This window comes from Marivita sp., from assembly GCF_048006345.1.
GTDB lineage: Bacteria > Pseudomonadota > Alphaproteobacteria > Rhodobacterales > Rhodobacteraceae > Marivita.
Map to the genome: position 1 here is coordinate 750,830 of NZ_CP180351.1, position 22,387 is coordinate 773,216.

The following is a 22,387-nucleotide window of genomic DNA, read 5'->3' on the forward strand; positions in this document are numbered from 1 at the left end:
ATGCTTGCAACGCTGCCTTGGCTTCATCAGGCGGATGCTGACAAAGAAAGGAGACCGATGTCAGACCTGCGCTCCGTGCCCACTTTGGACGATGTTGCCCGCGCCGCTGGCGTATCGACGGCAACGGTGTCGCGCTGTCTCAATTCGCCGGAACGGGTGGTCGAACAAACCCGAAAGCGCGTGATGAACGCCGTGGAAGCCCTTGGATATACACCGAATTTCGGCGCGCGTGTCATGGCGGCCAAGCGCACTTTCACCATCGGCGCCATCATCCCGACGATGGAGAACGCGATCTTTGCCCGCGCGCTTCAGGCGTTTCAGGAAGAGCTGCATGCGCGGGGGTATACGCTGCTTGTGGCAAGCTCGGCCTATCAGCCGAAAATCGAAGAAGAGCAAATCCGCGCCCTTGTGGCACGGGGGGCCGATGGGCTTCTCTTGATCGGCCATGACCGCGATCCGGCGATCTACGAGTATCTAAAGGTACGGTCGATCCCGGTCTTGTCGGCGTGGGTCTATGCTCCGGACAGCGAACAACCGACGGTGGGGTTCGACAACCGTCGTTCCATGCGGGTGCTGGGGCAGCAGGTCATCGACTTTGGCCATCGGCGGATAGCGATGATCTCTGGCATCACCCGGGGCAATGACCGCGCTTCAGCGCGTCTGGTCGGTCTGCGAGATGCGTTGCAGTCCAATGGAATTGACGCTGACGCGATGCCGGTGATCGAAACGCCCTACGAAATCGACACCGGGGCTGCTGCTTTTCAGAAGCTAATGCAGGCGGACCCAAAGCCTACGGTCGTGATGTGCGGCAACGATGTTCTGGCGGTTGGTGCGCTGCGCGGTGCACGCGAGATGGGTCTGTCCGTGCCCGAAGACGTGTCCATCACCGGGTTCGACGACATCGAACTGGCCCGTATTGTCACACCTCAGATCACCACGGTGCATGTTCCGCATCACGAGATGGGGCGCAAGGCTGCGGAGGCCCTGATCGACATCGTGGAAAAGCGCAGCACCGGCGCGTCGGTAGAGCTCAAGAGCACGGTGCAAATGCGCGGCTCGTTGCGCAATCTAAACGGTTGAACTGTTAAATCGACAAGAGACCCTTAAGGGGGTACTCGGGCCGCGATCCCAAGCCTTGAGGGCAGCGCAATGACATCCGCACAATCCAACGCACGCGCATTGATGATCCAGGGCACCGGGTCGAATGTCGGCAAGTCCATGCTGGTGGCGGGTATGTGCCGCGCGGCGCATCTGCGCGGGCTTTCCGTGGCACCGTTCAAGCCGCAGAACATGTCGAACAACGCAGCCGTCACCGCCGATGGGGGCGAGATCGGTCGTGCGCAAGCGTTGCAGGCCATTGCCTGCGGGCGCGAGTTGTCGGTGCATATGAACCCGGTTTTGCTCAAGCCCGAAAGCGACCGGGGATCGCAGGTCATCGTGCAGGGGCAAGTGCGTGGCTGGCTGGAGGCAAAACGCTTTCGCGAGGATCGGGGTATCTTGCTCGACGTGGTTCTCGAAAGTTTTCAAACGCTTGCCCGGACCGCCGACCTGATCCTTGTCGAAGGCGCGGGAAGCCCGGCCGAGGTCAATCTGCGGCGCGGTGACATTGCCAATATGGGATTTGCCTGTGCCGCGGATGTGCCGGTGATCCTTGCCGGAGACATCGACCGGGGTGGGGTGATCGCGCAGATTGTCGGCACACGCACGGTGATGATGGAAGAAGATGTGGCTCAGGTGGCAGGTTTCCTTGTGAACAAGTTTCGCGGTGATGTATCCCTGTTCGAGGACGGGTATCGCGCCATCGAAGACCACACCGGTTGGACGGGATATGGCGTGCTGCCGTGGTTCGACGCGGCGCATCTGCTGCCTGCCGAGGATGCGGTCGAACTGGCCGAGACCAGCGGCGGGCAGGGGTTCCATATCGCCTGTCCAATGCTGTCGCGGATCGCCAATTTCGATGATCTTGATCCGCTCAAGGCCGAACCGAACATCCGCCTGACCATGGTGCCACCGGGGCAGGCGTTACCGGGTGATGCCGATTTGATCGTTCTGCCGGGCACCAAATCAACCCGCGCCGATCTGGCGTTTCTGCGCGCGCAGGGATGGGACATCGACATCCTCGCTCATCTGCGGCGCGGTGGTCGGGTCTTGGGTATTTGCGGCGGATACCAGATGCTTGGAACACGGATTGACGATCCCGATGGGTTGGAGGGCGATGCGGGTTCAACGCCGGGATTGGGGCTTCTGGACGTGACAACCACGATGCAGCCGCGCAAGACGTTGACCCTCGTTGATGCGGTGCATGTGCCAACGGGCATGGGCTTTGACGGCTACGAAATCCACATCGGCCAGACCTCTGGTCCCGACGCCATGCGCCCCTTTGCCCGGATCGGGCATATGCCAGACGGGGCGATTTCGGGGAATGGTCGGGTGATGGGCACCTACCTGCACGGGCTGTTCGCCAATGGTGGGTTCCGGCAGGCGTTCCTGCGCCAGATGGGCCATGCGTCAGGAGGCGCCGACTACACGCGCACTGTCGAGCGCACTCTGAACGAACTCGCGGCCCATATGGAACAGCATCTCGATATTGACGGCCTCTTGGGGGCGGCCCGTCCGATCAAGGTTTAGGGCCGCGCGATCACCACTTCGGTGTCCCAGGCGGCGCATTTGGCGGGCAGATCAGCGGGCAGGGGCGCATCAGTGAACAGGGTGTCGATCTCGGACAGGGACGCAATACGTGCCGGGGCGTTGCGTTTCAGCTTGGACGCGTCGGCCACCAGATAGGTCTTGCGCGATTGTTGCAGGATGGCTTGGCTCACGCTCACCTCCTGAATGTCGAAATCGAGCAGATCGCCATCCCGATCCAGCGCCGAACAGCCGATGATCGCCAGATCGAACTTGAACTGCAGGATCGTTTCGGTCGCCAGTTTGCCCACCAGGCCGCCATCGGCGCGGCGCAGGTTGCCGCCCGTCACCACGACTTCGCATTCCTGCGTTTCGGCCAGAATGTTCGCCACGTTCATGTTGTTGGTGATCACGAGCAGGTTGCGATGGTTGCGCAATTCGCGCGCCACGGCCTCGGTGCTGGTGCCGATGTTCAGAAACAACGAAATGTTGTTGGGGATACGTTCGGCACAGGCCTTGGCCATGGCTGTCTTGGCCTTGGCATTCAATGACTGGCGCTGTTCATAGCCGATATTGCTGGTGCTTGAAGGCAGCATCGCCCCGCCATGCACCCGTTCAAGCCGACCTTCCTCAGCCAGATCGGACAGATCGCGGCGTATGGTCTGGAGCGTCACGCCGAAATGCTGGGCCAATCCTTCGACCGTGACCTTCCCCTCCTTGCGCGCGATGTCCAGAATGTCACGGTGGCGAAAGGCGTGGGACATAAGGGGTCTCGGTCTTGTCAAGTTTCGAAAGTGGATCGGCTCTGATTCCGTCGCGTCACATCGGGGTTGTGCCGGTTTTCTGATCATAGCGGGCTTAGGTCGCAAAACCCTAATGTCAAATTTCTTTTAGTTTCAGTCGGATAGACAAAAACGAACATAAACGAAAAAAATCGCCTTGCGTGAAAGCGACTCAATCCGCATACATTGCACCTGACATACGTGGCATTGGGAGGTGGCGCGCGGTGATCGACCAAAACGTCGAACCAATAGATCTTTTCATCATCGGTGGGGGCATCAACGGCTGCGGGATCGCACGGGATGCGGCTGGTCGTGGGCTGTCGGTGACGCTCGCCGAAATGAACGATCTCGCCTCTGCAACGTCCTCTGCGTCGACCAAGCTGTTTCATGGCGGTCTGCGATATCTCGAATATTTCGAATTCCGTCTTGTGCGCGAAGCACTGGTCGAGCGTGAAGTGCTGCTCAAAGCGATGCCGCATATAAGCTGGCCGATGCGATTTGTCCTTCCTTATCATGAGGATATGCGGTTCGAATCCGACACGCCAACGTCGCGCCTGCTGAGTTTCATCATGCCGTGGATGAAAGGGCGTCGTCCCGCTTGGCTCATCCGCCTTGGTCTTTTCCTTTATGACAATCTGGGTGGACGCAAAATTCTGCCGGGCACCAAGACGCTTGGTTTGCGCGGTACCGCCGAAGGTGCGCCGCTCGAGGATCGGTTTGCCAAGGCGTACGAATATTCGGATTGCTGGATCGAGGATTCGCGTCTGGTCATTCTGAATGCCCGCGATGCCGAGGCGCGGGGGGCGATGATCCTGCCGCGTACGAAAGTTCTGTCGGCGGCGCGGGACGGTGATCTCTGGCGCATCGAAACGCAAAATACCGAAAGCGGCGAAACCCGCACACATACCGCGAAGATGTTGGTGAATGCGGGTGGTCCCTGGGTCGGTGACATCATCCAGACCAAGGTACGGCTGAATTCGAAAGAGGGCGTCCGCCTTGTCCGTGGTTCGCATATCGTGACGCGCAAGCTCTACGATCACGACAAGTGCTACTTCTTCCAAGGCACGGATGGCCGGATCATCTTTGCGATCCCCTATGAGACCGATTTCACCCTGATCGGCACCACCGACGCCGAACATGACGATCCGGCAAACAAACCGGTCTGCACCCCGGAAGAGCAGTCCTACCTGCTCAACTTTGCCAACCAGTACTTCAAGCAGGACCTGACAGACGCCGATGTGGTCTGGACCTATTCCGGCGTCCGACCGCTCTATGATGACGGCGCCAGCAGCGCCACGGCGGCGACCCGCGATTACACGCTCAAGGTCGATGCCAATGGCGGTGCGCCGGTGCTGAACATCTTTGGCGGCAAGATCACGACCTATCGACGCCTCGCCGAAAGCGCGCTTGAAAAGATCGCCGAGCAGTTGCCGAACGTCAAAGGCCCTTGGACCGCAGGTGTCACGCTGCCCGGCGGCGATTTCCCGGTTGATGGGTTCGATGCGCAAGTGGCCAAGCTGCAGGACGCGTTTCCATTTCTTGATGCCTTCTGGGCCCGCCGCCTTGTCCGCGCTTACGGGACAGAGGCACCTGCAATCCTCGGAACCGCCAAGGAAGCGGGCGATCTGGGCCGCGATTTTGGCGCGACCCTGACTGAAGCCGAAGTGCATTGGCTGATGACACACGAATATGCCCACACCGCCGAAGACGTCGTGTGGCGCCGCAACAAGCTTGGTCTGCGACTGAGCGCTGAACAGATTACCGCATTGGACGCATGGATGGCAGAGCATCGCCATTCCCTGTCCAAGGCCGCAGAATAAGGGGCTGGACATGACACTCGAGCTTAAGGGCGTGTCCAAGGTCGTGGAGGGGCAGACGCACATCTACCCCACGGACCTGACGCTGGAAAAAGGCACGATGAACGTGCTCTTGGGGCCAACCCTGTCGGGCAAGACATCGCTGATGCGTTTGATGGCAGGGCTGGATGTGCCCGCGACCGGCAAGATCATCTGGCAGGGCAAGGATGTCACTGGGATGCGCGTGCAGGATCGCAAGGTCGCGATGGTGTACCAGCAGTTCATCAACTACCCGTCGATGACCGTCTACGACAACATCGCATCCCCGATGAAGCTCATGGGGGTCGACCGGGCCGAGATTGACCGCCGCGTGCGCGAAACCGCCGAGTTGATGAAGCTGACCCCGATGCTCGACCGCAAGCCGCTGGAACTCTCAGGCGGTCAGCAGCAGCGTTGTGCTCTGGCGCGGGCGCTGGTGAAGAACGCGGGCCTTGTCCTGCTGGATGAGCCTCTCGCCAACCTTGACTACAAGCTGCGCGAGGAACTTCGCATCGAAATCCCGAAGATTTTCGAGGAATCGGGCTCGATCTTCGTCTACGCCACAACGGAACCCGAAGAGGCGCTTTTGCTGGGCGGCAACACCGCCACGCTTTGGGAGGGCCGGGTCACGCAGTTCGGCCCGACGCCCGAGGTCTACCGCCAGCCGGTGGATGCGACCACCGCGCGGGTGTTCAGCGATCCGCCGATGAACTTCCTTGCCGTGACCAAGACGGGCAACCAACTGACCTTTGGCAACAACACGTCGACGACGGCAATGGGTCGGTTGGCCGATCTGCCCGATGGCAAATACACGGCCGGGTTCCGACCCAATCATCTGGAGATCAGCCAGCATTCAGCAGACGCGATGTCGTTCACGACGCAACTGACCGTGACCGAACTTACCGGGTCGGAAACCTTTGTGCATCTGGATCACCACGGCCAACGCTGGGTGGGTCTGATCCACGGAGTGCATGATCTGAAACTGGGCGAAGACCTGAATGTGTGGCTGGACCCACGTCACGTTTATGTCTTCGACGAGCAGGGCAAGATGATCGCCCCCGCGTCTTACGCGCTGGCGGCCTGAGGAACGGATATGGCAAAGATCACACTCGATAATCTGGCACATTCCTATCTGCCCAACCCGAAATCCGAGGATGATTTCGCCCTCAAGGAGTTGAACCACGATTGGGATGACGGTGCCGCGTATGCGCTTTTGGGGGCGTCTGGCTGCGGAAAATCCACGCTTCTCAATATCATATCTGGGCTTCTTCATCCGTCGCAGGGCCGCATTCTGTTTGACGGCCAAGACGTGACCCACGCGCCTACGGCGGAACGCAACATCGCGCAGGTGTTCCAGTTTCCGGTCGTCTACGACACGATGACCGTTCACGACAATCTTGCCTTCCCGCTGCGCAATCGCGGACGCGATGAGGCCTATGTCGCTGCCCGCGTGCAGGAAATCGCCAAGATGATCGGCATGGAGGACATGCTGAAGAAAAAGGCCCGTGGCCTCACGGCGGATGCCAAGCAGAAGATCAGCCTTGGCCGTGGCATGGTCCGTAAGGACGTGAACGCGCTGCTGTTCGATGAACCTCTGACCGTGATTGACCCGCATATGAAGTGGGAATTGCGGACGCAGTTGAAAAAGCTGCACCACGATTTCGGCCACACCATGATCTACGTGACTCACGACCAGACCGAGGCGCTGACCTTCGCCGACAAGGTCGTGGTCATGTATGACGGTCGCGTGGTGCAGATCGGCACGCCAGAGCAATTGTTCGAACGCCCCGAGCATACGTTTGTCGGGTACTTCATCGGCTCGCCCGGCATGAACGTTCTGCCTGCACAGGTCGAGGGCACCACAGCGAAGGTCGGGTCGCAGACGATCCAACTCGCGGGCGGCTACAAACCGGCCAGCGGCAAGGTCGAAATCGGCGTCCGCCCCGAATTCGCCAAGCTCAACCAGTCCGAAGGCCTGCCCGTCACGGTCCGCCGGATCGAAGATGTGGGCCGACACAAGATCATTCGCGCAACTTTCGAAGGGCATGATATCAACATCATTGCAGGCGAGGACGAACAGGTCAGCGCCGACATGAACCGTGTCTCGTTCGACCCGGCACAGGTGAATGTCTACGTCAACGACTGGCGCATCGCACCCGATCAATCGCAATCCGTGGGAGAGGCCGCCTGATGGAGAAGACAGTCAACCAAAAGGCGTGGTTTCTTGTCCTGCCTGTGCTGATCCTCGTGGCGTTCTCGGCGGTGATCCCGCTGATGACGGTGGTCAACTACTCGGTGCAGGACACGTTCGGGAACAACCAGTTCTTCTGGGCAGGGCTTGAGTGGTTCGAGGAAATGCTCAACGACGACCGCATGTGGGGCGCGTTGGGGCGGCAGTTGATGTTCTCGGGCATCATCCTGCTGATCCAGATTCCGCTGGGGGTTTTTGTCGCGCTCAACATGCCGAAAAAGGGCTTCTGGGCCAGTTTCTGCCTTGTCTTCATGTCATTGCCTCTGTTGATCCCGTGGAACGTGGTCGGCACCATCTGGCAGGTCTTTGGCCGGGTCGACATTGGCCTCTTGGGGCACACGCTGGCAGCGATGGGCATCGATTACAACTACACCAACGATCCCTTTGCGGCATGGGTCACGATAATCGTGATGGATGTCTGGCACTGGACCTCACTGGTGGCGCTTTTGGCCTATGCCGGTCTGCAATCCATCCCGGACGCCTATTATCAGGCGGCCAAGATCGATCAGGCGTCGCGCTGGAAAGTGTTCCGCTTCATTGAGCTGCCCAAGATGATGGGCGTGCTGATGATCGCGATCCTGCTACGCTTCATGGACAGCTTCATGATCTATACCGAGCCGTTCGTCGTCACCGGCGGTGGCCCCGGCAGCACCACCACGCTTCTGTCCATCGACCTTGTGAAGATGGCCTTGGGTCAGTTCGACCTTGGACCGGCGGCTGCGTTCTCGATCATGTACTTCCTCGTGATCCTGCTGATTTCATGGGTGTTCTACACCGTGATGACCAACCTCGATAAGCGGGAGGGCTGAACCAATGGCTGACGCAACCACCACCAGCATTCCCGGTGATCTGACCGCAGGCGGCACCAAGAAGCGCGTCAAGGTCAATGGATCGGCCATCGTGATGGGGCTTTACCTGCTGTTCCTCATGCTGCCGATCTACTGGCTGCTGAACATGAGCCTGAAGACGAATACGGAGATTCTGAACACGTTCACGCTCTGGCCGAATGATCTGACGCTCGACAATTACCGCACGATCCTGACGGACCCGAGCTGGTACATGGGGTATGTGAACTCGCTCATCTATGTGGTGATGAACACGGTGATTTCCCTGGCCGTGGCCTTGCCCGCCGCCTATGCGTTCAGCCGCTATCACTTCATGGGCGACAAGCACCTGTTCTTCTGGTTGCTGACCAACCGCATGGCCCCACCCGCCGTGTTTGCGCTGCCGTTCTTCCAGCTGTATTCGTCGGTCGGCCTCTTCGACACGCATATCGCGGTGGCCTTGGCGCATTGCCTCTTCAACGTGCCGCTCGCGGTGTGGATCCTTGAGGGTTTCATGCGCGGTGTCCCGAAAGAGATCGACGAGACCGCGTATCTGGACGGCTACAGCTTTGGCCGCTTTTTCACCCGGATCTTCATGCCCCTGATCTCGAGCGGCATCGGTGTGGCAGCGTTCTTCTGCTTCATGTTCTCGTGGGTGGAGCTGCTTCTGTCGCGCACGCTGACCACGGTGGATGCGAAACCCATCGCCGCGATCATGACGCGCACACAGGGCGCTTCGGGCATCGACTGGGGTGTCCTTGCCGCGGCTGGTGTGCTGACCATCGTGCCGGGCGCTTTGGTGATCTATTTCGTCCGCAACTACATCGCCAAGGGCTTTGCCCTGGGACGGGTGTGATGCAACGAGTTGTTAACCATCCCTCCGTCATCCTCGGGCTTGACCCGAGGATCTCATGCCACCGAGGTCCTCGGGTCAAGCCCGAGGATGACGGAAGTATTGGACGTGTTCGTCTACATGATGACCAACAAACCGCGCGGAACACTCTACATCGGAGTGACCAACGACCTGGTCCGGCGCGTCTGGGAGCACAAAAACCATCTTTGCCCGGGCTTTGCCGATCGGTACAATTTGGAACGTTTGGTTTTCTTGGAGCAACACGACGGACCCAGCGCAGCCATCCAGCGCGAAAAGAACCTCAAGCGTTGGTTGCGCGATTGGAAGATCGCGTTGATCGAAGCACACAATCCCGAGTGGCGGGATTTGTGGGACGACATCACCCTTTGACCGTCATCCTCGGGTCGAGCCTGAGGACCTCTTGCCAAACAGATCCTCGGGTCGAGCCCGAGGATGACGGGCGCAATATGAACAGGAGGACCCTCTGATGGATCTTTCATGGATGGCATGGACATGGCCGACCGCGATTTTCTTCATGGTGATCGCGAGCCTGCTGATCGTCTTCACGTTCCTTGCAATCAAATTTCCCGAGACGCCCCGCACCGGCATCTTGCGGATCGAAACGACGCGCGGTGATCGTTTGTTCATCACGCTTCTGGGCAGCGCCTTTATCAACCTCGCCTGGCTTGGACTGGTCGGAGAAAACCAGCCTTGGGCCTTGGCGGTGTGCGCGCTCTACGCTGCAGCAGTGTTTCGCTGGGTGTAATCGAAGAACCCGGTATTGTCCCGATTTCGGGGCGGTGCCACCTTTCAACCAAGTTCTGAATAACTGGGAGGAACCTAATGAACTTGAACCTTAAATCCTCAACCGCGGCGCTGCTGATCCTTGCGGGTCCGGCATTTGCCGACATGGACGCAGCCCGTGCGTTCCTCGATGCGGAGATCGGCGATCTGTCGTCGCTCAGCCGTGCCGAGCAGGAAGCGGAGATGCAGTTCTTCGTGGACGCAGCGGCGCCGTTCCAGGGCATGGAAATCAAGGTCGTGTCCGAGACGATCACCACGCATGAATACGAAAGCCAGGTTCTTGCCCCGGCATTCGAGCGTATCACCGGCATCAAGGTCACCCATGACCTGATCGGCGAAGGCGACGTGGTGGAAAAGCTCCAGACCCAGATGCAGTCGGGTGAGAACATCTACGACGGCTACATCAACGACTCCGACCTGATCGGCACGCACTGGCGCTATCAGCAGGTGCGCAACCTGACCGACTGGATGGCGGGCGAGGGTGCTGACGTGACCCTGCCGACGCTGGATCTGTCCGACTTCATCGGCCTCAGCTTCACAACTGGCCCTGATGGCAAGGTCTATCAGCTGCCGACACAGCAGTTCGCCAACCTCTACTGGTTCCGCTACGACTGGTTCAACGACGAAAAGAACAAGGCCGACTTCAAGGAAAAGTTCGGCTACGATCTTGGCGTTCCGGTCAACTGGTCGGCCTACGAGGACATCGCCGAGTTCTTCACCGGTCGTGACCTGAGCCACATGGGCGTCGAAGGCGAAGTCTTTGGCAACATGGACTACGGAAAGAAAGACCCCAGCCTTGGCTGGCGCTACACCGATGCGTGGATGTCCATGGCTGGCATGGGCGACGTGGGTGAACCCAACGGCCTTCCGGTCGATGAATGGGGCATCCGCGTGAACGAGAACTCGCAGCCCGTCGGGTCCTGCGTGGCTCGTGGCGGCGCCACCAACTCGCCCGCGGCGGTTTATGCTGTGACCAAGGCGATTGAATGGCTGGAAAAGTACACACCGCCCGCAGCGGCCGGCATGACCTTCTCCGAAGCGGGCCCGATCCCCGCTCAGGGCAACATCGCACAGCAGATGTTCTGGTACACCGCGTTTACTGCGGACACCGTGAAGCCCGGCCTGCCGGTGATGAACGAAGACGGCACACCCAAGTGGCGCATGGCGCCCAGCCCGCATGGCGTTTACTGGAAAGAAGGCCAGAAGGTCGGCTACCAGGACGCAGGCAGCTGGACACTCATGCAGTCCACCCCGGTGGATCGTGCAAAGGCCGCATGGCTCTATGCGCAGTTCGTGACCTCCAAGACCGTCGACGTGAAGAAGTCCCATGTGGGTCTGACCTTCATCCGCGAGTCCACGGTGCAGCATGACAGCTTCACCGAACGTGCGGACAAGCTGGGTGGTCTGGTGGAATTCTACCGTTCCCCGGCACGTGTGGCATGGTCGCCGACCGGCACCAACGTTCCGGATTACCCGAAGCTGGCTCAGCTGTGGTGGCAGAACATCGGCGACGCAATGTCCGGTGCGAAAACCCCGCAGGAAGCGCTTGATGCACTCTGCGCCGATCAGGAACGCGTGCTTGAGCGTCTTGAGCGTGCAGGCGTCCAGGGCGATCTCGGCCCGGTCATGAACGAAGAGCGTGACGCGCAGTATTGGTTCGACCAGCCGGGTGCACCGTACCCCAAGCTCGAGAACGAGGACGAAGAGCCGAAGACCGTCTCTTATGACGAGCTGATCAAGTCCTGGCAGTAAGCCTGATACAAGGTCGTCCTCGGGCTTGACCCGAGGGCCTCTGACCGTAGAGATCACCGGGACAGGCCCGGTGACGACGGGAATGTAAAAAACGGACCACCCGGTGACATCGGGTGGTCCTTTGAACAAAAGACAAAGGGAGGCCCGCCGCACATGACCCATATCCTTGCCATCGACCAAGGCACGACCTCGACGCGCGCCATCCTGTTTGACGAAACCCTGACCGTCGTTGCCTCGGCGCAGGAAGAATTCGCCCAGCACTACCCGCAAAGCGGCTGGGTCGAACATGACCCGTCGGACCTGTGGTCCACCACCGCCGCCACCTGCCGCGCCGCCATTGAAAAGGCCGGCGGCGGAACCGCTGACATCGCCGCCATCGGCATCACCAACCAGCGTGAAACCACGCTGGTCTGGGACCGCGCCACCGGCAAGCCTGTGTTCAACGCCATTGTCTGGCAGGACCGCCGTACATCCGAGTTCTGCAAGGGGCTGAAGGGCGAAGGGTTCGAAGATGTGGTGACCGACCGCACTGGCTTGCTGCTGGACCCATATTTCAGCGGCACGAAACTGGCGTGGATTCTCGACAATGTGGCCGGTGTCCGCGCGCGGGCCGAGGCTGGAGAGCTGGCCTTTGGCACCGTGGATACGTGGCTCGTGTGGAACCTGACCGGGGGCAAGGTCCATGTCACCGACGCCACCAACGCCGCGCGCACGATGCTTTATGACATCCGCAAAGGCCGCTGGTCCAAGACGATCTGTGACAAGCTGGGCATCCCGATGTCGATGCTGCCCGAGGTCAAGGATTGCGCCGCCGATTTTGGCGAAACCCGCGCCGATCTCTTTGGCCGCGCGATCCCGATCTGTGGCATTGCGGGCGACCAGCAGGCGGCGACCGTGGGGCAGGCATGCTTCAAGCCGGGGATGCTGAAATCCACCTATGGCACGGGCTGTTTCGCGCTGCTGAACACAGGCGACACGCCCGTGACCTCGACCAACCGGCTTTTGACGACCATCGCGTATCAGTTGGACGGTAAGCCGACCTATGCGCTGGAAGGGTCGATCTTCATCGCGGGGGCGGTGGTGCAATGGCTGCGCGACGGGCTCAAGATCATCCGCGAGGCGAAAGAGACTCAGCCGCTGGCGGAAAAGGCAGACGACACGCAAGAGGTGGTGCTGGTGCCCGCGTTCACCGGCCTTGGCGCGCCCTATTGGAATGCCGAATGCCGGGGCGCGATCTTTGGCCTGACCCGCAATTCCGGGCCAGAGGAGTTTGCCCGCGCGGCGCTGGAAAGCGTTGGCTACCAGACCCGCGATCTGCTGGAGGCAATGAAGGCGGACTGGTCTGGTACGTCCGAAACCGCGTTGCGGGTCGACGGCGGTATGAGCGCGTCCGATTGGACCATGCAGTTCCTGTCCGACATCATCGATGCGCCCGTCGAACGGCCCAAGGTGCTGGAAACCACGGCGATGGGGGCGGCGTGGCTTGCGGGCTACAAGGCAGGCGTTCTGCCCGACATGGAGGCGTTTGCCGCGCAATGGGCGGTGGATGGCCGGTTCGAGCCGGACATGGCGGCGGATGTGCGCGATCGGAAATACGGCGCGTGGAAGCGGGCGATTGATGCGACGATTGGATTTGCGGGGTAAAAGCCGCGTCGACGCGGCTTGAAGGGCTTTCGAAAGCCCTTCAAGCCTCACCCCACCTTCAGCACAATCTTCCCGATATGGGTCGATCCTTCCATCCGCGCATGCGCCTTGGATGCATCCGCCAGCGCAAATTCGCTGTCCATCACCGGCGCGATGCGGCCCGACGCCAGATGCGGCCAGACCTCGGCCTCCAGATCGCGGGCGATTGCGGCTTTGGCCGCGACAGACTGGGGCCGCAGAGTTGATCCCGTGAGGGTCAGCCGTCGGGTCATCATCTGGGTGAAGTTCATCTCGACCTTTGGCCCTTGCAGGAATGCGATCTGCACCAGCCGCCCGTCATCGGCCAGCGCCTTGACGTTGCGCGGGATGTAGTCGCCGCCGACCATGTCGAGGATCACATCGGCACCGCCCATCGCTTGCATTGCGTCGACAAAATCCACCTCGCGGTAGTTCCAAGCCGCCTCGGCCCCCAAACCGACACAAGCAGCGCATTTGTCTGCCGATCCAGCCGTGGTGAACACCCGCGCGCCGCGCAGGGCAGCGAGTTGGATGGCGGTTGTCCCGATGCCGCTTGAGCCGCCATGCACAAGGAACCGCTCACCCGCCTTCAAGCCTCCGCGACGGAACACATTTGACCAAACGGTAAAATATGTCTCGCACAGCGCTGCGGCCTGATCCATTGGCATGCCCTCGGGCACGGGCAGCGCATGGTCCGCGTAGGTGGTCACGTATTCTGCATACCCTCCGCCGGGCAGCAGGGCCGTTACCGCATCGCCCACCTGCCAGCGCGCTAAACCGGGACCAACCGCCGCCACGGTCCCTGCGGCTTCGAGACCGGGCAGGGGCGAAGCATCGGGCGGCGGATTGTAGAGACCCGCGCGTTGCAGCGCGTCGGGGCGGTTGACCCCGGCATACGCGACCTTGATGAGGATTTCGCCAGCCTTGGGTGTAGGCACTGGGACCGTCACGGGCTGCAAGACCTCGGGTCCGCCATGGGTGGAAATTTCGACAGCGGTCATGGTCGCGGGAAGGGTCATGGCGGGGCAGGCTCCTGTCTGGTTGGTTCTCCTTGTGTCGCAGATTGCAGACGCTCTGCAAGCCCACAGAACCGGCGTTTTGGGTTGTCCGCCAAATACGAAACATCGTTCCTTGCACAGGCCGGTGACCCCGTGCGTTCGTTTTTTCGCACATACCAACAGTTGTGAGCCCTCCCGCGATGCCCTAATCCTGTGCCCAACCAGATATTCCAAAGGGGAGAAAACCATGACCGACGGACCCGACTACGGTTTCGACACGCTTCAGATCCATGCTGGCGCACGGCCCGATCCGGCCACCGGCGCCCGGCAGGTGCCGATCTACCAGACCACCGCTTACGTGTTCCGCGATGCCGATCACGCTGCGGCGCTCTTCAATCTTCAGGAAGTGGGCTACATCTATTCCCGACTGACCAACCCGACCGTGGCTGCGCTGCAGGAACGGGTTGCGACCCTCGAAGGCGGTGTCGGCGCGGTTTGCTGTTCCTCGGGCCATGCGGCGCAGATCATGGCGCTGTTCCCGCTGATGGGGCCTGGCAAGAACATCGTCGCCTCGACCCGTCTTTACGGCGGCACGGTCACGCAATTCAGCCAGACGATCAAACGCTTCGGCTGGTCCGCGACGTTTGTCGATTTCGATGATCTGGACGCGGTCAAGGCAGCGATCAACGATGACACCCGCGCGGTGTTTTGCGAATCCATCGCCAACCCGGGCGGCTACATAACCGATCTTGATGCGATCTCCGCGATCTCGGACGACGCCGGCATTCCGCTCATTGTCGATAACACGTCGGCCACGCCATACCTCTGCCGCCCGATCGAACATGGTGCCACATTGGTGGTGCACTCGATGACCAAGTACCTCACCGGCAACGGTACCGTAACCGGCGGTGTCGTGGTGGACTCGGGCCGTTTCGACTGGTCCGCCAATGACAAGTTCCCGTCACTCAGCGCGCCAGAGCCCGCCTATCACGGGCTCAAGTTCCACGAGACCTTTGGCCCGCTGGCCTTCACCTTCCACGGCATCGCCATCGGTCTGCGTGATCTGGGCATGACGCTGAACCCGCAGGCGGCGCATTACACGCTGATGGGGATCGAGACGCTGTCGCTGCGGATGCAGAAGCATGTCGAGAACGCGATGGAAGTGGCGTCCTGGCTTGAAACCCATGACGCGGTTGAGGCCGTGACCTATGCGGGCCTGCCGTCCTCACCCTACAACGACCGGGTTGCGCGGATTTGTCCGAAAGGCGCGGGTGGGTTGTTCACGGTCAAGCTCAAGGGCGGCTATGACGCCTGTGTGAAGTTCGTCGACTCGCTCGAGATCTTCAGCCATGTGGCGAACCTTGGCGACACGCGCAGCCTTGTGATCCACTCGGCCTCGACCACGCACCGTCAGTTGACGCCCCAACAGCAGGAAGCGGCAGGTGCAGGCCCAAGCGTGGTGCGGATCTCCATCGGGATCGAAGACCCGGCGGACCTGATTGCCGATCTGAACAAGGCGTTGAACGCGACCTTGTAAGGCGGAAGGCCCTTCGAAGGGCCTTACCCGCATTTTCGAAAATGCGGCAAGCCCGTTCGAACGGGCTTGCCCCCACCTCAGACCGTGATTGCCGCCATCACCTGCGGCTCGATCACATCCACATCTGGCAGTGCACGGATCAGCCCTTCGGCGGATTGCTCCAGCGCCGGGAAGGTTCGGTAGTGGCAGGGGATCAGCGTCTTGAAGTCGAAATACCGTTTCGCCGCATAGGCCACGCCTGCCATGTCCATGGTGTAGTAGCCACCCGCTGACAGGATGCCGATATCGGGTTTGTAGTAATCCCCGATCCAGTCCATGTCGGCCATGATCGACGTATCCCCCGAGAAATAGAGCGTCTTGCCATCCCCGCGCAGGATGAAACCGGTCTCCATGCCCATGTAACGCGGGATGTCCCCGACCTGCATGGTCGACGAATGCGATGCGGGCACCAGCGTTACTGCGACATTGCCCAACGTGATCGTGCCGCCTTTGTTGAAGGCGTGACCTGCCGTGGCACCCAGCCCATGCAAGTGTTTTGCGAGTTCGACCATGCCGGAGACCGGAGCACTGGTTTTGCCCGAGATCTCGACCACATCTGCCGTGTGATCGCCGTGCCCGTGGGTCACAAGGATATGCGTCGCGCCCGCGATGGCCGCGTCTTTGTCGTGACCTTCCATCATCGGATTTCCGTTTAGCCACGGGTCGATCAGCAGCACCTGATCGCCAACTTCGATCCGGAACGATCCATGCCCAAGCCATATGATGTTCATCTGAAAACCTCCCTCTTTGTTTGCTCCAAGGCTAGCACAGACGTCGCGGTGGGAAAGGTCTGATGGCATTTTGATCTATGTCAATCAAATCGGACACACAAAGTGTCAGGATAAGTTTACAACACGGGGAGAGTCGCCATGCGCATTTTGTTTGTCCATCCGAATTACCGCTCTGGCGGGGCCGAGATCGCGGGCACTTGGCCACCGGCTTGGGTGGCGTATCTATCCGGCCATCTGCGGCAGGCAGGATTTGACGACATCCATTTCATTGATGCCATGACCGACAACGTGTCCGACGCCGATCTGGCCAAGCGCATGGAAGAGATCAAGCCTGACGTGGTGGGTGTGACCGCGATCACCCCGTCGATTTACCGCGCCGAGGATGTGCTCAAGGTCGCCAGCGAAGTTGTGCCAAACGCCGTGCGGATGCTGGGCGGGGTACACGCGACCTTCATGTACAAGCAAGTCCTGTCCGAGGCGCCGTGGGTCGACGTGATCGTGCGTGGCGAGGGTGAGGAGATCTGCACCGAGCTGATGCTTGCCATCGAGGACGGGCGCTGGCCTGCGGACAAGCACAAGATCAAGGGTCTCGCCTTCATGGATGGCGACCAGATCGTCGCGACCCCGGCGGCGAGCACGGTCAAAGACCTGTCCAAGATCAAACCCGACTGGACCGTTCTGGAGTGGGACAAATACATCTACATACCGCTCGGCACGCGCGTGGCGATCCCCAACCTTGCGCGCGGCTGTCCATTCACCTGTTCGTTCTGTTCCCAGTGGAAATTCTGGCGCGACTACCGCGTGCGCGATCCCAAGGACGTGGTGGATGAGATCGAGGATCTGGTGGAGAACCATGGTGTCGGTTTCTTCATCCTTGCTGACGAAGAACCCACCATCAACAAGAAGAAATTCGTCGCCTTCTGTCAGGAACTGATCGACCGGGGCCTGCCGGACAAGGTCAAGTGGGGCATCAACACCCGCGTGACCGACATCTACCGCGACCGCGATCTGCTCAAGTTCTACCGCAAGGCGGGTCTGGTGCACGTGTCCCTTGGCACCGAAGCCGCGGCACAGATGAAGCTCGACATTTTCAACAAGGAAACCAAGGTCGACGAGAACAAGACCGCGATCCGCCTGCTGCGTGAGGCTGACATCCTTGTCGAAGCGCAGTTCATCGTGGGTCTGGATAACGAAACGCCGGAAACGCTGGAAGAGACCTACCAGATGGCCTGGGACTGGCAGCCTGATCTGGCGAACTGGTCGATGTACACGCCTTGGCCCTTCACGCCCTTGTTTCAGGAGTTGAAGGATCAAGTCGAAGTCTTTGATTTCAGTCGCTATAACTTCGTCACACCCATTATGAAACCTGCCGCGATGGAACGCGGAGAATTGCTCGACGGGGTGATGAACAACTACCGCCGGTTCTACATGAAAAAGGCGCTGTTCCACTATCCATGGCGCGGCACTGGGTTCCGGCGGCGGTATCTGCTGGGCTGTCTTTACGCCTTTCTCAAGGCCGGTGTGGGGCGCACGTTCTACGACTTGGGTAAGGTAGGCTACACTGGCCCGCAATCCAAGAACAAGCTCGACTTCCATTTCGACGACAGCCGCACCATCGCCGAGGCGCAGATGGAGGATTGGGTGTCCTCTGCCGACAAGGCCGCTGCGGCCAAGGAACGCCGCGAAGCCGTGAAGGCGCAGATGAAAGAACGCTCAGCCGAACGCACGCAGGATTTCAAGCTTCCGAACGGGGCCGAAATCAAAGCCTGCGGAGGGGGGTCGCAGCAAATGGAGGACGTCTGAGGATGCCCGCGCAACTGGCCACACCGGCGCGCTGATCGGGCCAAACGCCATCCTGCAGCTTCTGCCACAGATCGAACGGATCGGCGGCGAGGCGCGGGTGGTGCAGATGCTGGCCGAAGCAGGGGTGTTCGAGGTGCCGGACGGCACGCAGATGATCCCCGAAGGCGATGCGGCGCGGCTCCATCAGGTGTTGCGCCGGGATGAGCCCGAGATGGCGGCGGAACTTGCCGCTCGCGCCGGGCGGGGGACGGCCGAGTACATCCTTGCACATCGCATCCCCAAACCGGTTCAGGGTGTGCTCAGGCTGTTGCCTGCGCCACTCGCTGCCCGCGCCTTGTCTGCAGCCATCGGCAAACATGCCTGGACCTTTGCCGGGTCAGGGGCCTTCACGGCGATAAGCCCATGGCGGTTCGAAATCGCCCACAATCCCATCGTGCAGGGCGAACACAGCGAAGTGCCGCTCTGCCATTGGCATGCCGCCGTGTTCGAGTATCTGTATCGGTCGCTGGTGCATCCCCGTGCTCAATGCATTGAAACGGCCTGTTGCGCGATGCCGGGGCATCAGGTTTGTCAGTATGCGCTGACAATCGGAACCCACTGATAACGCAGAAAATCTTGAACAATCTGACATTCCTGCTTTGCCTGCGCAGGATTGGGCGTTATCGTGCGCCGGACATGCGACTTTACAGCGGCTGACACCCTTTAAACCGCATGAAGACCTGTGCTCAGGGGTGGGTGCAGGTTTGTTTTTTTGAGAGATTGGTCGAGGGACGCGTCACTGGGGGGCAGCGCGTATGAATATGCAGAAACCAAGCGGTGCAACGCCGTTTCCGTCACAGGCTGCGACCGACCACGAGGCGCGGTTGTCCGATCCTGCGCGGTTGTCAGCTTTGGACGCGACCGGAATCATGGACAGCACGCCGGAAGAGGGGTTCACCCGCGTTGCGCGCCTTGCGACTGCCTTTCTTGGTGTGCCGGTCGGTCTTGCGTCTTTCGTTGATGCAGACCGGCAGTACTTCAAGGCACAGTGAGGCTTGCCGGGAGGCGCGAGCGCCGTGCAAGTAACGCCGCTCAGCCATTCGTTCTGCCAGTATGTCGTGTCGCATGACCGTGCCTTGGCGGTGTCCGATGCCCGCGATCATCCCTTGCTCCGGGACAATCTGGCGATTCCGGATTTGAGCGTTGTGGCTTATCTCGGCATCCCCATTCACGCGCCAAGCGGTGAACCCATCGGCTCCTTCTGTGCCATCGACAGCCAGCCGCGCACCTGGACGCACGAGGATGTATCGGTGCTGACCGATCTTGCCGCGATGATCGAAACCGAATTGCAGCTGCGCCACGAACGCGACGGCATGGAAACGCTGGCCCGCGAGATGAATCACCGGGTGAAGAACCTGTTTTCCGTGGTCGGGGGCATGATCTCCATGACAGCCCGGAGCGCGGACACCCCGGCTGATATGGCCAATGTCCTCAAAGGACGCCTTTCCGCGCTTGATATCGCGCACTCGATGGTCAGCCCGGCGTTGTCCGATGGCCGGGGCGATGCGGAAACCCTCGACCTGAATGCGCTTACTGAAAGGCTGGTGAGCCCGCATCTGACATCCGGTCGCGCGCAGCTTCATATCGATCTTCCGGAACTGCGTCTTGCTGGGCGTGCGGTCACCGATCTCTCTCTCGTGATTCACGAATTGGCCACCAACGCGGCCAAGTACGGCGCGCTGTCACACGGGGACGGGCGGGTCTCGGTCACCGGCGCGCAGCAGGAAGAAACCGTCCGGATCGTCTGGCACGAAGAGGGCGGACCAGAGATTGCCGCAGCACCGACCGACAAGGGCTTCGGCAGCAAGCTGATCGAGGCGACGGTCGAGCGCCAGATGAACGGCGCGATGGACAGCGATTGGCGCAACACTGGAGTCGTCCATTCGCTCAGCCTGCCGCTTTCCGTGTTCGAGGTCTGAGACCGGAGTCATGCCGCTTCTCCACGCATGCTGGACTTGCAATCGCGCACGTCGCGGTGAAGCAGCGGTCGCGCCACTTGAACCCACCCCCGGCTACAGCTAAACGCTGCCAAAGATCCGCTATTCGCAGAAACCGAGGGGACCTCGCCTCATGTCCATTGACATCGAAACCGCCGCCCGTGTGGCCAAGCTTGCGCGCATCCGCGTCGAAGAAGACGCTTTGCCTGCGCTGGCCCAGGAATTCAGCAATATCCTCGGTTTTATCGAGCAGCTGAACGAGGTCGATGTGGAGGGTGTCGAGCCGATGGTCAGCGTGGAGCCGATGCGCCTCAAGCGGCGGCAGGACGGCGTCACCGATGGCGGGATGCAGGACAAAATCCTGTCCAACGCGCCCGACGCCCGCGAGGGCTTTTTCGCCGTGCCGAAGGTGGTGGAATAATGACCGATCTGACTAAGCTCAAAATCTCCGAGGCCCGCGACGCGCTGCGCAAAGGCGACGTGACCTCTGTCGAACTGACCGAAGCCTGCCTTGCCGCCATCGACAAGGCCGATGCCTTGGGCGCGTTCGTACACAAGACACCCGAAGTTGCCATGGGGCAGGCGAAATCCGCCGATGACCGGATCAAGGCCGGGGGCGCGCCTGATCTCTGCGGTATTCCGCTCGGGATCAAGGACCTGTTTTGCACCAAGGGCGTGCCGTCTCAGGCTGCGAGTGCCATCCTCAACGGGTTCAAGCCGGAATACGAAAGCACCGTCACAAGCCAGTTGTTTGGCGCAGGTGCCGTGATGCTGGGCAAGCTCAACATGGACGAGTTCGCCATGGGCTCGTCGAACGAGACCTCGACCTATGGCAACGCGATCAACCCGTGGCGGCGCGGCAATGACGCCACTGCTTTGACGCCGGGTGGATCGTCCGGTGGCTCGGCCAGCGCCGTTGCTGCCGACCTCTGTCTTGCCGCCACCGGCACCGACACCGGCGGCTCCATCCGACAGCCAGCTGCCTTCACCGGCATCACCGGCATCAAGCCAACCTATGGGCGCTGCTCGCGCTGGGGCATCGTCGCCTTTGCCTCCTCGCTGGATCAGGCCGGTCCGATGACCAAAGACGTGCGCGACGCCGCGATCATGCTCGAGGCGATGTGCGGTCACGACCCCAAGGACAGTACAAGCGCCGATCTGGCCGTGCCGAACTTCGAGGCGATGCTGACCGGCGACATCAGGGGCAAGACCATCGGCATACCCCGTGAATACCGCATGGACGGCATGCCGGACGAGATCGAGGCGCTCTGGGCCGACGGCCGCAAGATGCTCGAAGACGCAGGCGCGGTGATCAAGGATATCAGCCTGCCGCACACCAAATACGCGTTGCCTGCCTATTACGTGATCGCGCCTGCCGAAGCGTCGTCGAACCTCGCACGTTACGACGGTGTGCGCTACGGCCACCGCGCGAAACTGGCGCAGGGTGACGGCATCACCGAGATGTACGAGAAAACCCGCGCCGAAGGTTTCGGAAAAGAGGTGCAGCGCCGCGTCATGGTCGGCACCTATGTGCTCTCCGCAGGCTTCTACGACGCCTATTACAACCGCGCCCGCAAGGTCCGCACGCTGATCAAGAAAGACTTCGAAGACGTCTTTGCCGAAGGCGTGGACGCGATCCTGACACCGGCCACGCCGTCTTCCGCATTTGAGCTGGGCAAAGAAGTGACCGACCCGGTTGAAATGTATCTCAACGACGTCTTCACCGTGACGGTCAACCTCGCCGGACTGCCGGGCATCTCGGTGCCGACCGGGCTGGACAGCCAAGGCCTGCCGCTGGGTCTGCAACTGATTGGACGGCCGTGGGAAGAGGGCGATTTGCTGAATACCGCCTACGCATTGGAGCAGGCGGCGGGCTTTGTGGCAAAGCCCACCCAATGGTGGTAACTTCACGCCG

The 22,387-nt window shown here is 60.7% G+C and carries 21 protein-coding genes; 18 read left to right on the top strand and 3 right to left on the bottom strand.

Going from position 1 to position 22,387, the window contains the following annotated elements:
* Positions 1-57: 57 nt before the first annotated feature.
* A complete protein-coding gene (locus tag ACMVPR_RS03695; protein WP_416881760.1) occupies positions 58-1,080 on the top strand; it encodes a LacI family DNA-binding transcriptional regulator in 1,023 nt (340 codons plus the stop codon).
* A 69-nt stretch (positions 1,081-1,149) separates the two neighbouring features.
* Positions 1,150-2,628, top strand: coding sequence for a cobyric acid synthase (locus tag ACMVPR_RS03700; protein ID WP_416881761.1), 1,479 nt, complete (start codon positions 1,150-1,152; stop codon positions 2,626-2,628).
* On the opposite strand, the gene ACMVPR_RS03705 is transcribed toward ACMVPR_RS03700, so the two are convergent.
* Positions 2,625-3,389: a DeoR/GlpR family DNA-binding transcription regulator gene (locus ACMVPR_RS03705; protein ID WP_292263964.1), complete on the bottom strand. Its 765-nt coding sequence runs from the start codon at positions 3,387-3,389 to the stop codon at positions 2,625-2,627. The two genes, ACMVPR_RS03700 and ACMVPR_RS03705, sit on opposite strands and share 4 nt — an antisense overlap.
* Before the next feature lie 242 nt (positions 3,390-3,631).
* Here ACMVPR_RS03705 and glpD point away from each other — a divergent pair, with 242 nt between their 5' ends.
* The 9 genes from glpD (at position 3,632) to glpK (ending at position 13,370) form a co-directional block, all read left to right on the top strand.
* Positions 3,632-5,227, top strand: a complete 1,596-nt coding sequence (glpD, locus tag ACMVPR_RS03710) for a glycerol-3-phosphate dehydrogenase (protein WP_416881762.1) — start codon at positions 3,632-3,634, stop codon at positions 5,225-5,227.
* 10 nt (positions 5,228-5,237) lie between these two features.
* On the top strand, positions 5,238-6,326 hold the full coding sequence (locus ACMVPR_RS03715; protein WP_416881763.1) for an ABC transporter ATP-binding protein: 1,089 nt from the start codon (positions 5,238-5,240) through the stop codon (positions 6,324-6,326).
* A gap of 9 nt (positions 6,327-6,335) precedes the next feature.
* Positions 6,336-7,433, top strand: a complete 1,098-nt coding sequence (locus tag ACMVPR_RS03720; protein WP_416881764.1) for an ABC transporter ATP-binding protein — start codon at positions 6,336-6,338, stop codon at positions 7,431-7,433.
* Entirely contained in the window at positions 7,433-8,302 is an 870-nt protein-coding gene (locus tag ACMVPR_RS03725; protein WP_416881765.1) for a carbohydrate ABC transporter permease, read from the top strand. The genes ACMVPR_RS03720 and ACMVPR_RS03725 overlap by 1 nt, the downstream gene beginning before the upstream one ends.
* 4 nt (positions 8,303-8,306) lie before the next feature.
* Positions 8,307-9,173: a carbohydrate ABC transporter permease gene (locus tag ACMVPR_RS03730; RefSeq protein WP_416881766.1), complete on the top strand. Its 867-nt coding sequence runs from the start codon at positions 8,307-8,309 to the stop codon at positions 9,171-9,173.
* A gap of 87 nt (positions 9,174-9,260) precedes the next feature.
* Complete coding sequence (locus ACMVPR_RS03735) at positions 9,261-9,560, top strand: GIY-YIG nuclease family protein (RefSeq protein WP_416881767.1); 300 nt, start codon at positions 9,261-9,263, stop codon at positions 9,558-9,560.
* 97 nt (positions 9,561-9,657) lie between these two features.
* The gene (locus ACMVPR_RS03740) at positions 9,658-9,936 is read left to right on the top strand and encodes a DUF2160 domain-containing protein (protein WP_416881768.1); all 279 of its coding nucleotides are present in this window, start codon (positions 9,658-9,660) and stop codon (positions 9,934-9,936) included.
* Positions 9,937-10,013: 77 nt separating this feature from the next.
* On the top strand, positions 10,014-11,726 hold the full coding sequence (locus ACMVPR_RS03745) for an ABC transporter substrate-binding protein (protein WP_416881769.1): 1,713 nt from the start codon (positions 10,014-10,016) through the stop codon (positions 11,724-11,726).
* Positions 11,727-11,879: 153 nt separating this feature from the next.
* Positions 11,880-13,370 (top strand): glycerol kinase GlpK, encoded by a 1,491-nt coding sequence (gene glpK, locus ACMVPR_RS03750; protein ID WP_416881770.1) that lies wholly within the window; start codon positions 11,880-11,882, stop codon positions 13,368-13,370.
* Positions 13,371-13,417: 47 nt separating this feature from the next.
* Here glpK and ACMVPR_RS03755 read toward each other — a convergent pair whose 3' ends face one another.
* Positions 13,418-14,407 (bottom strand): NAD(P)H-quinone oxidoreductase, encoded by a 990-nt coding sequence (locus tag ACMVPR_RS03755; protein ID WP_416881771.1) that lies wholly within the window; start codon positions 14,405-14,407, stop codon positions 13,418-13,420.
* A 226-nt stretch (positions 14,408-14,633) separates the two neighbouring features.
* Here ACMVPR_RS03755 and ACMVPR_RS03760 point away from each other — a divergent pair, with 226 nt between their 5' ends.
* Entirely contained in the window at positions 14,634-15,923 is a 1,290-nt protein-coding gene (locus ACMVPR_RS03760) for an O-acetylhomoserine aminocarboxypropyltransferase/cysteine synthase family protein (protein WP_416881772.1), read from the top strand.
* A gap of 77 nt (positions 15,924-16,000) precedes the next feature.
* Here the strand turns inward: ACMVPR_RS03760 and ACMVPR_RS03765 are convergent, their stop codons facing one another.
* Positions 16,001-16,693 carry a metal-dependent hydrolase gene (locus ACMVPR_RS03765; protein ID WP_416881773.1) on the bottom strand — a complete coding sequence of 231 codons (693 nt, stop codon included), beginning with the start codon at positions 16,691-16,693 and terminating at the stop codon, positions 16,001-16,003.
* A gap of 138 nt (positions 16,694-16,831) precedes the next feature.
* On the opposite strand from ACMVPR_RS03765, the gene bchE reads away from it, so the two are divergent.
* The 6 genes from bchE to gatA all read left to right on the top strand — a co-directional run bounded on the left by bchE (position 16,832) and on the right by gatA (position 22,377).
* Entirely contained in the window at positions 16,832-18,496 is a 1,665-nt protein-coding gene (bchE, locus tag ACMVPR_RS03770; protein WP_416881774.1) for a magnesium-protoporphyrin IX monomethyl ester anaerobic oxidative cyclase, read from the top strand.
* A complete protein-coding gene (gene bchJ, locus ACMVPR_RS03775) occupies positions 18,426-19,097 on the top strand; it encodes a bacteriochlorophyll 4-vinyl reductase (RefSeq protein ID WP_416884612.1) in 672 nt (223 codons plus the stop codon). The genes bchE and bchJ overlap by 71 nt, the downstream gene beginning before the upstream one ends.
* A 193-nt stretch (positions 19,098-19,290) precedes the next feature.
* Positions 19,291-19,527, top strand: coding sequence for a hypothetical protein (locus ACMVPR_RS03780; RefSeq protein ID WP_416881775.1), 237 nt, complete (start codon positions 19,291-19,293; stop codon positions 19,525-19,527).
* A gap of 24 nt (positions 19,528-19,551) precedes the next feature.
* Positions 19,552-20,454 (top strand): HWE histidine kinase domain-containing protein, encoded by a 903-nt coding sequence (locus ACMVPR_RS03785; protein WP_416881776.1) that lies wholly within the window; start codon positions 19,552-19,554, stop codon positions 20,452-20,454.
* A 151-nt stretch (positions 20,455-20,605) separates the two neighbouring features.
* Positions 20,606-20,893 carry an Asp-tRNA(Asn)/Glu-tRNA(Gln) amidotransferase subunit GatC gene (gene gatC, locus ACMVPR_RS03790; protein ID WP_416881777.1) on the top strand — a complete coding sequence of 96 codons (288 nt, stop codon included), beginning with the start codon at positions 20,606-20,608 and terminating at the stop codon, positions 20,891-20,893.
* Positions 20,893-22,377, top strand: coding sequence for an Asp-tRNA(Asn)/Glu-tRNA(Gln) amidotransferase subunit GatA (gene gatA / locus ACMVPR_RS03795; protein ID WP_416881778.1), 1,485 nt, complete (start codon positions 20,893-20,895; stop codon positions 22,375-22,377). Before gatC ends, gatA begins: the two co-directional genes overlap by 1 nt.
* Positions 22,378-22,387 lie beyond the last annotated feature (10 nt).

Bases quoted from the DNA above. Each gene is read 5' to 3' on its own strand.
- gatA (WP_416881778.1), top strand. From the start codon at position 20,893: ATGACCGATCTGACTAAGCTCAAAATCTCCGAGGCCCGCGACGCGCTG.
- ACMVPR_RS03735 (WP_416881767.1), top strand. From the start codon at position 9,261: ATGACGGAAGTATTGGACGTGTTCGTCTACATGATGACCAACAAACCG.
- ACMVPR_RS03740 (WP_416881768.1), top strand. From the start codon at position 9,658: ATGGATCTTTCATGGATGGCATGGACATGGCCGACCGCGATTTTCTTC.
- bchE (WP_416881774.1), top strand. From the start codon at position 16,832: ATGCGCATTTTGTTTGTCCATCCGAATTACCGCTCTGGCGGGGCCGAG.
- ACMVPR_RS03695 (WP_416881760.1), top strand. From the start codon at position 58: ATGTCAGACCTGCGCTCCGTGCCCACTTTGGACGATGTTGCCCGCGCC.
- ACMVPR_RS03760 (WP_416881772.1), top strand. From the start codon at position 14,634: ATGACCGACGGACCCGACTACGGTTTCGACACGCTTCAGATCCATGCT.
- ACMVPR_RS03745 (WP_416881769.1), top strand. From the start codon at position 10,014: ATGAACTTGAACCTTAAATCCTCAACCGCGGCGCTGCTGATCCTTGCG.
- ACMVPR_RS03725 (WP_416881765.1), top strand. From the start codon at position 7,433: ATGGAGAAGACAGTCAACCAAAAGGCGTGGTTTCTTGTCCTGCCTGTG.
- ACMVPR_RS03780 (WP_416881775.1), top strand. From the start codon at position 19,291: ATGAATATGCAGAAACCAAGCGGTGCAACGCCGTTTCCGTCACAGGCT.
- ACMVPR_RS03765 (WP_416881773.1), bottom strand. From the start codon at position 16,693: ATGAACATCATATGGCTTGGGCATGGATCGTTCCGGATCGAAGTTGGC.
- ACMVPR_RS03700 (WP_416881761.1), top strand. From the start codon at position 1,150: ATGACATCCGCACAATCCAACGCACGCGCATTGATGATCCAGGGCACC.
- ACMVPR_RS03720 (WP_416881764.1), top strand. From the start codon at position 6,336: ATGGCAAAGATCACACTCGATAATCTGGCACATTCCTATCTGCCCAAC.
- ACMVPR_RS03705 (WP_292263964.1), bottom strand. From the start codon at position 3,389: ATGTCCCACGCCTTTCGCCACCGTGACATTCTGGACATCGCGCGCAAG.
- ACMVPR_RS03715 (WP_416881763.1), top strand. From the start codon at position 5,238: ATGACACTCGAGCTTAAGGGCGTGTCCAAGGTCGTGGAGGGGCAGACG.
- glpK (WP_416881770.1), top strand. From the start codon at position 11,880: ATGACCCATATCCTTGCCATCGACCAAGGCACGACCTCGACGCGCGCC.
- ACMVPR_RS03730 (WP_416881766.1), top strand. From the start codon at position 8,307: ATGGCTGACGCAACCACCACCAGCATTCCCGGTGATCTGACCGCAGGC.
- ACMVPR_RS03755 (WP_416881771.1), bottom strand. From the start codon at position 14,407: ATGACCCTTCCCGCGACCATGACCGCTGTCGAAATTTCCACCCATGGC.
- gatC (WP_416881777.1), top strand. From the start codon at position 20,606: ATGTCCATTGACATCGAAACCGCCGCCCGTGTGGCCAAGCTTGCGCGC.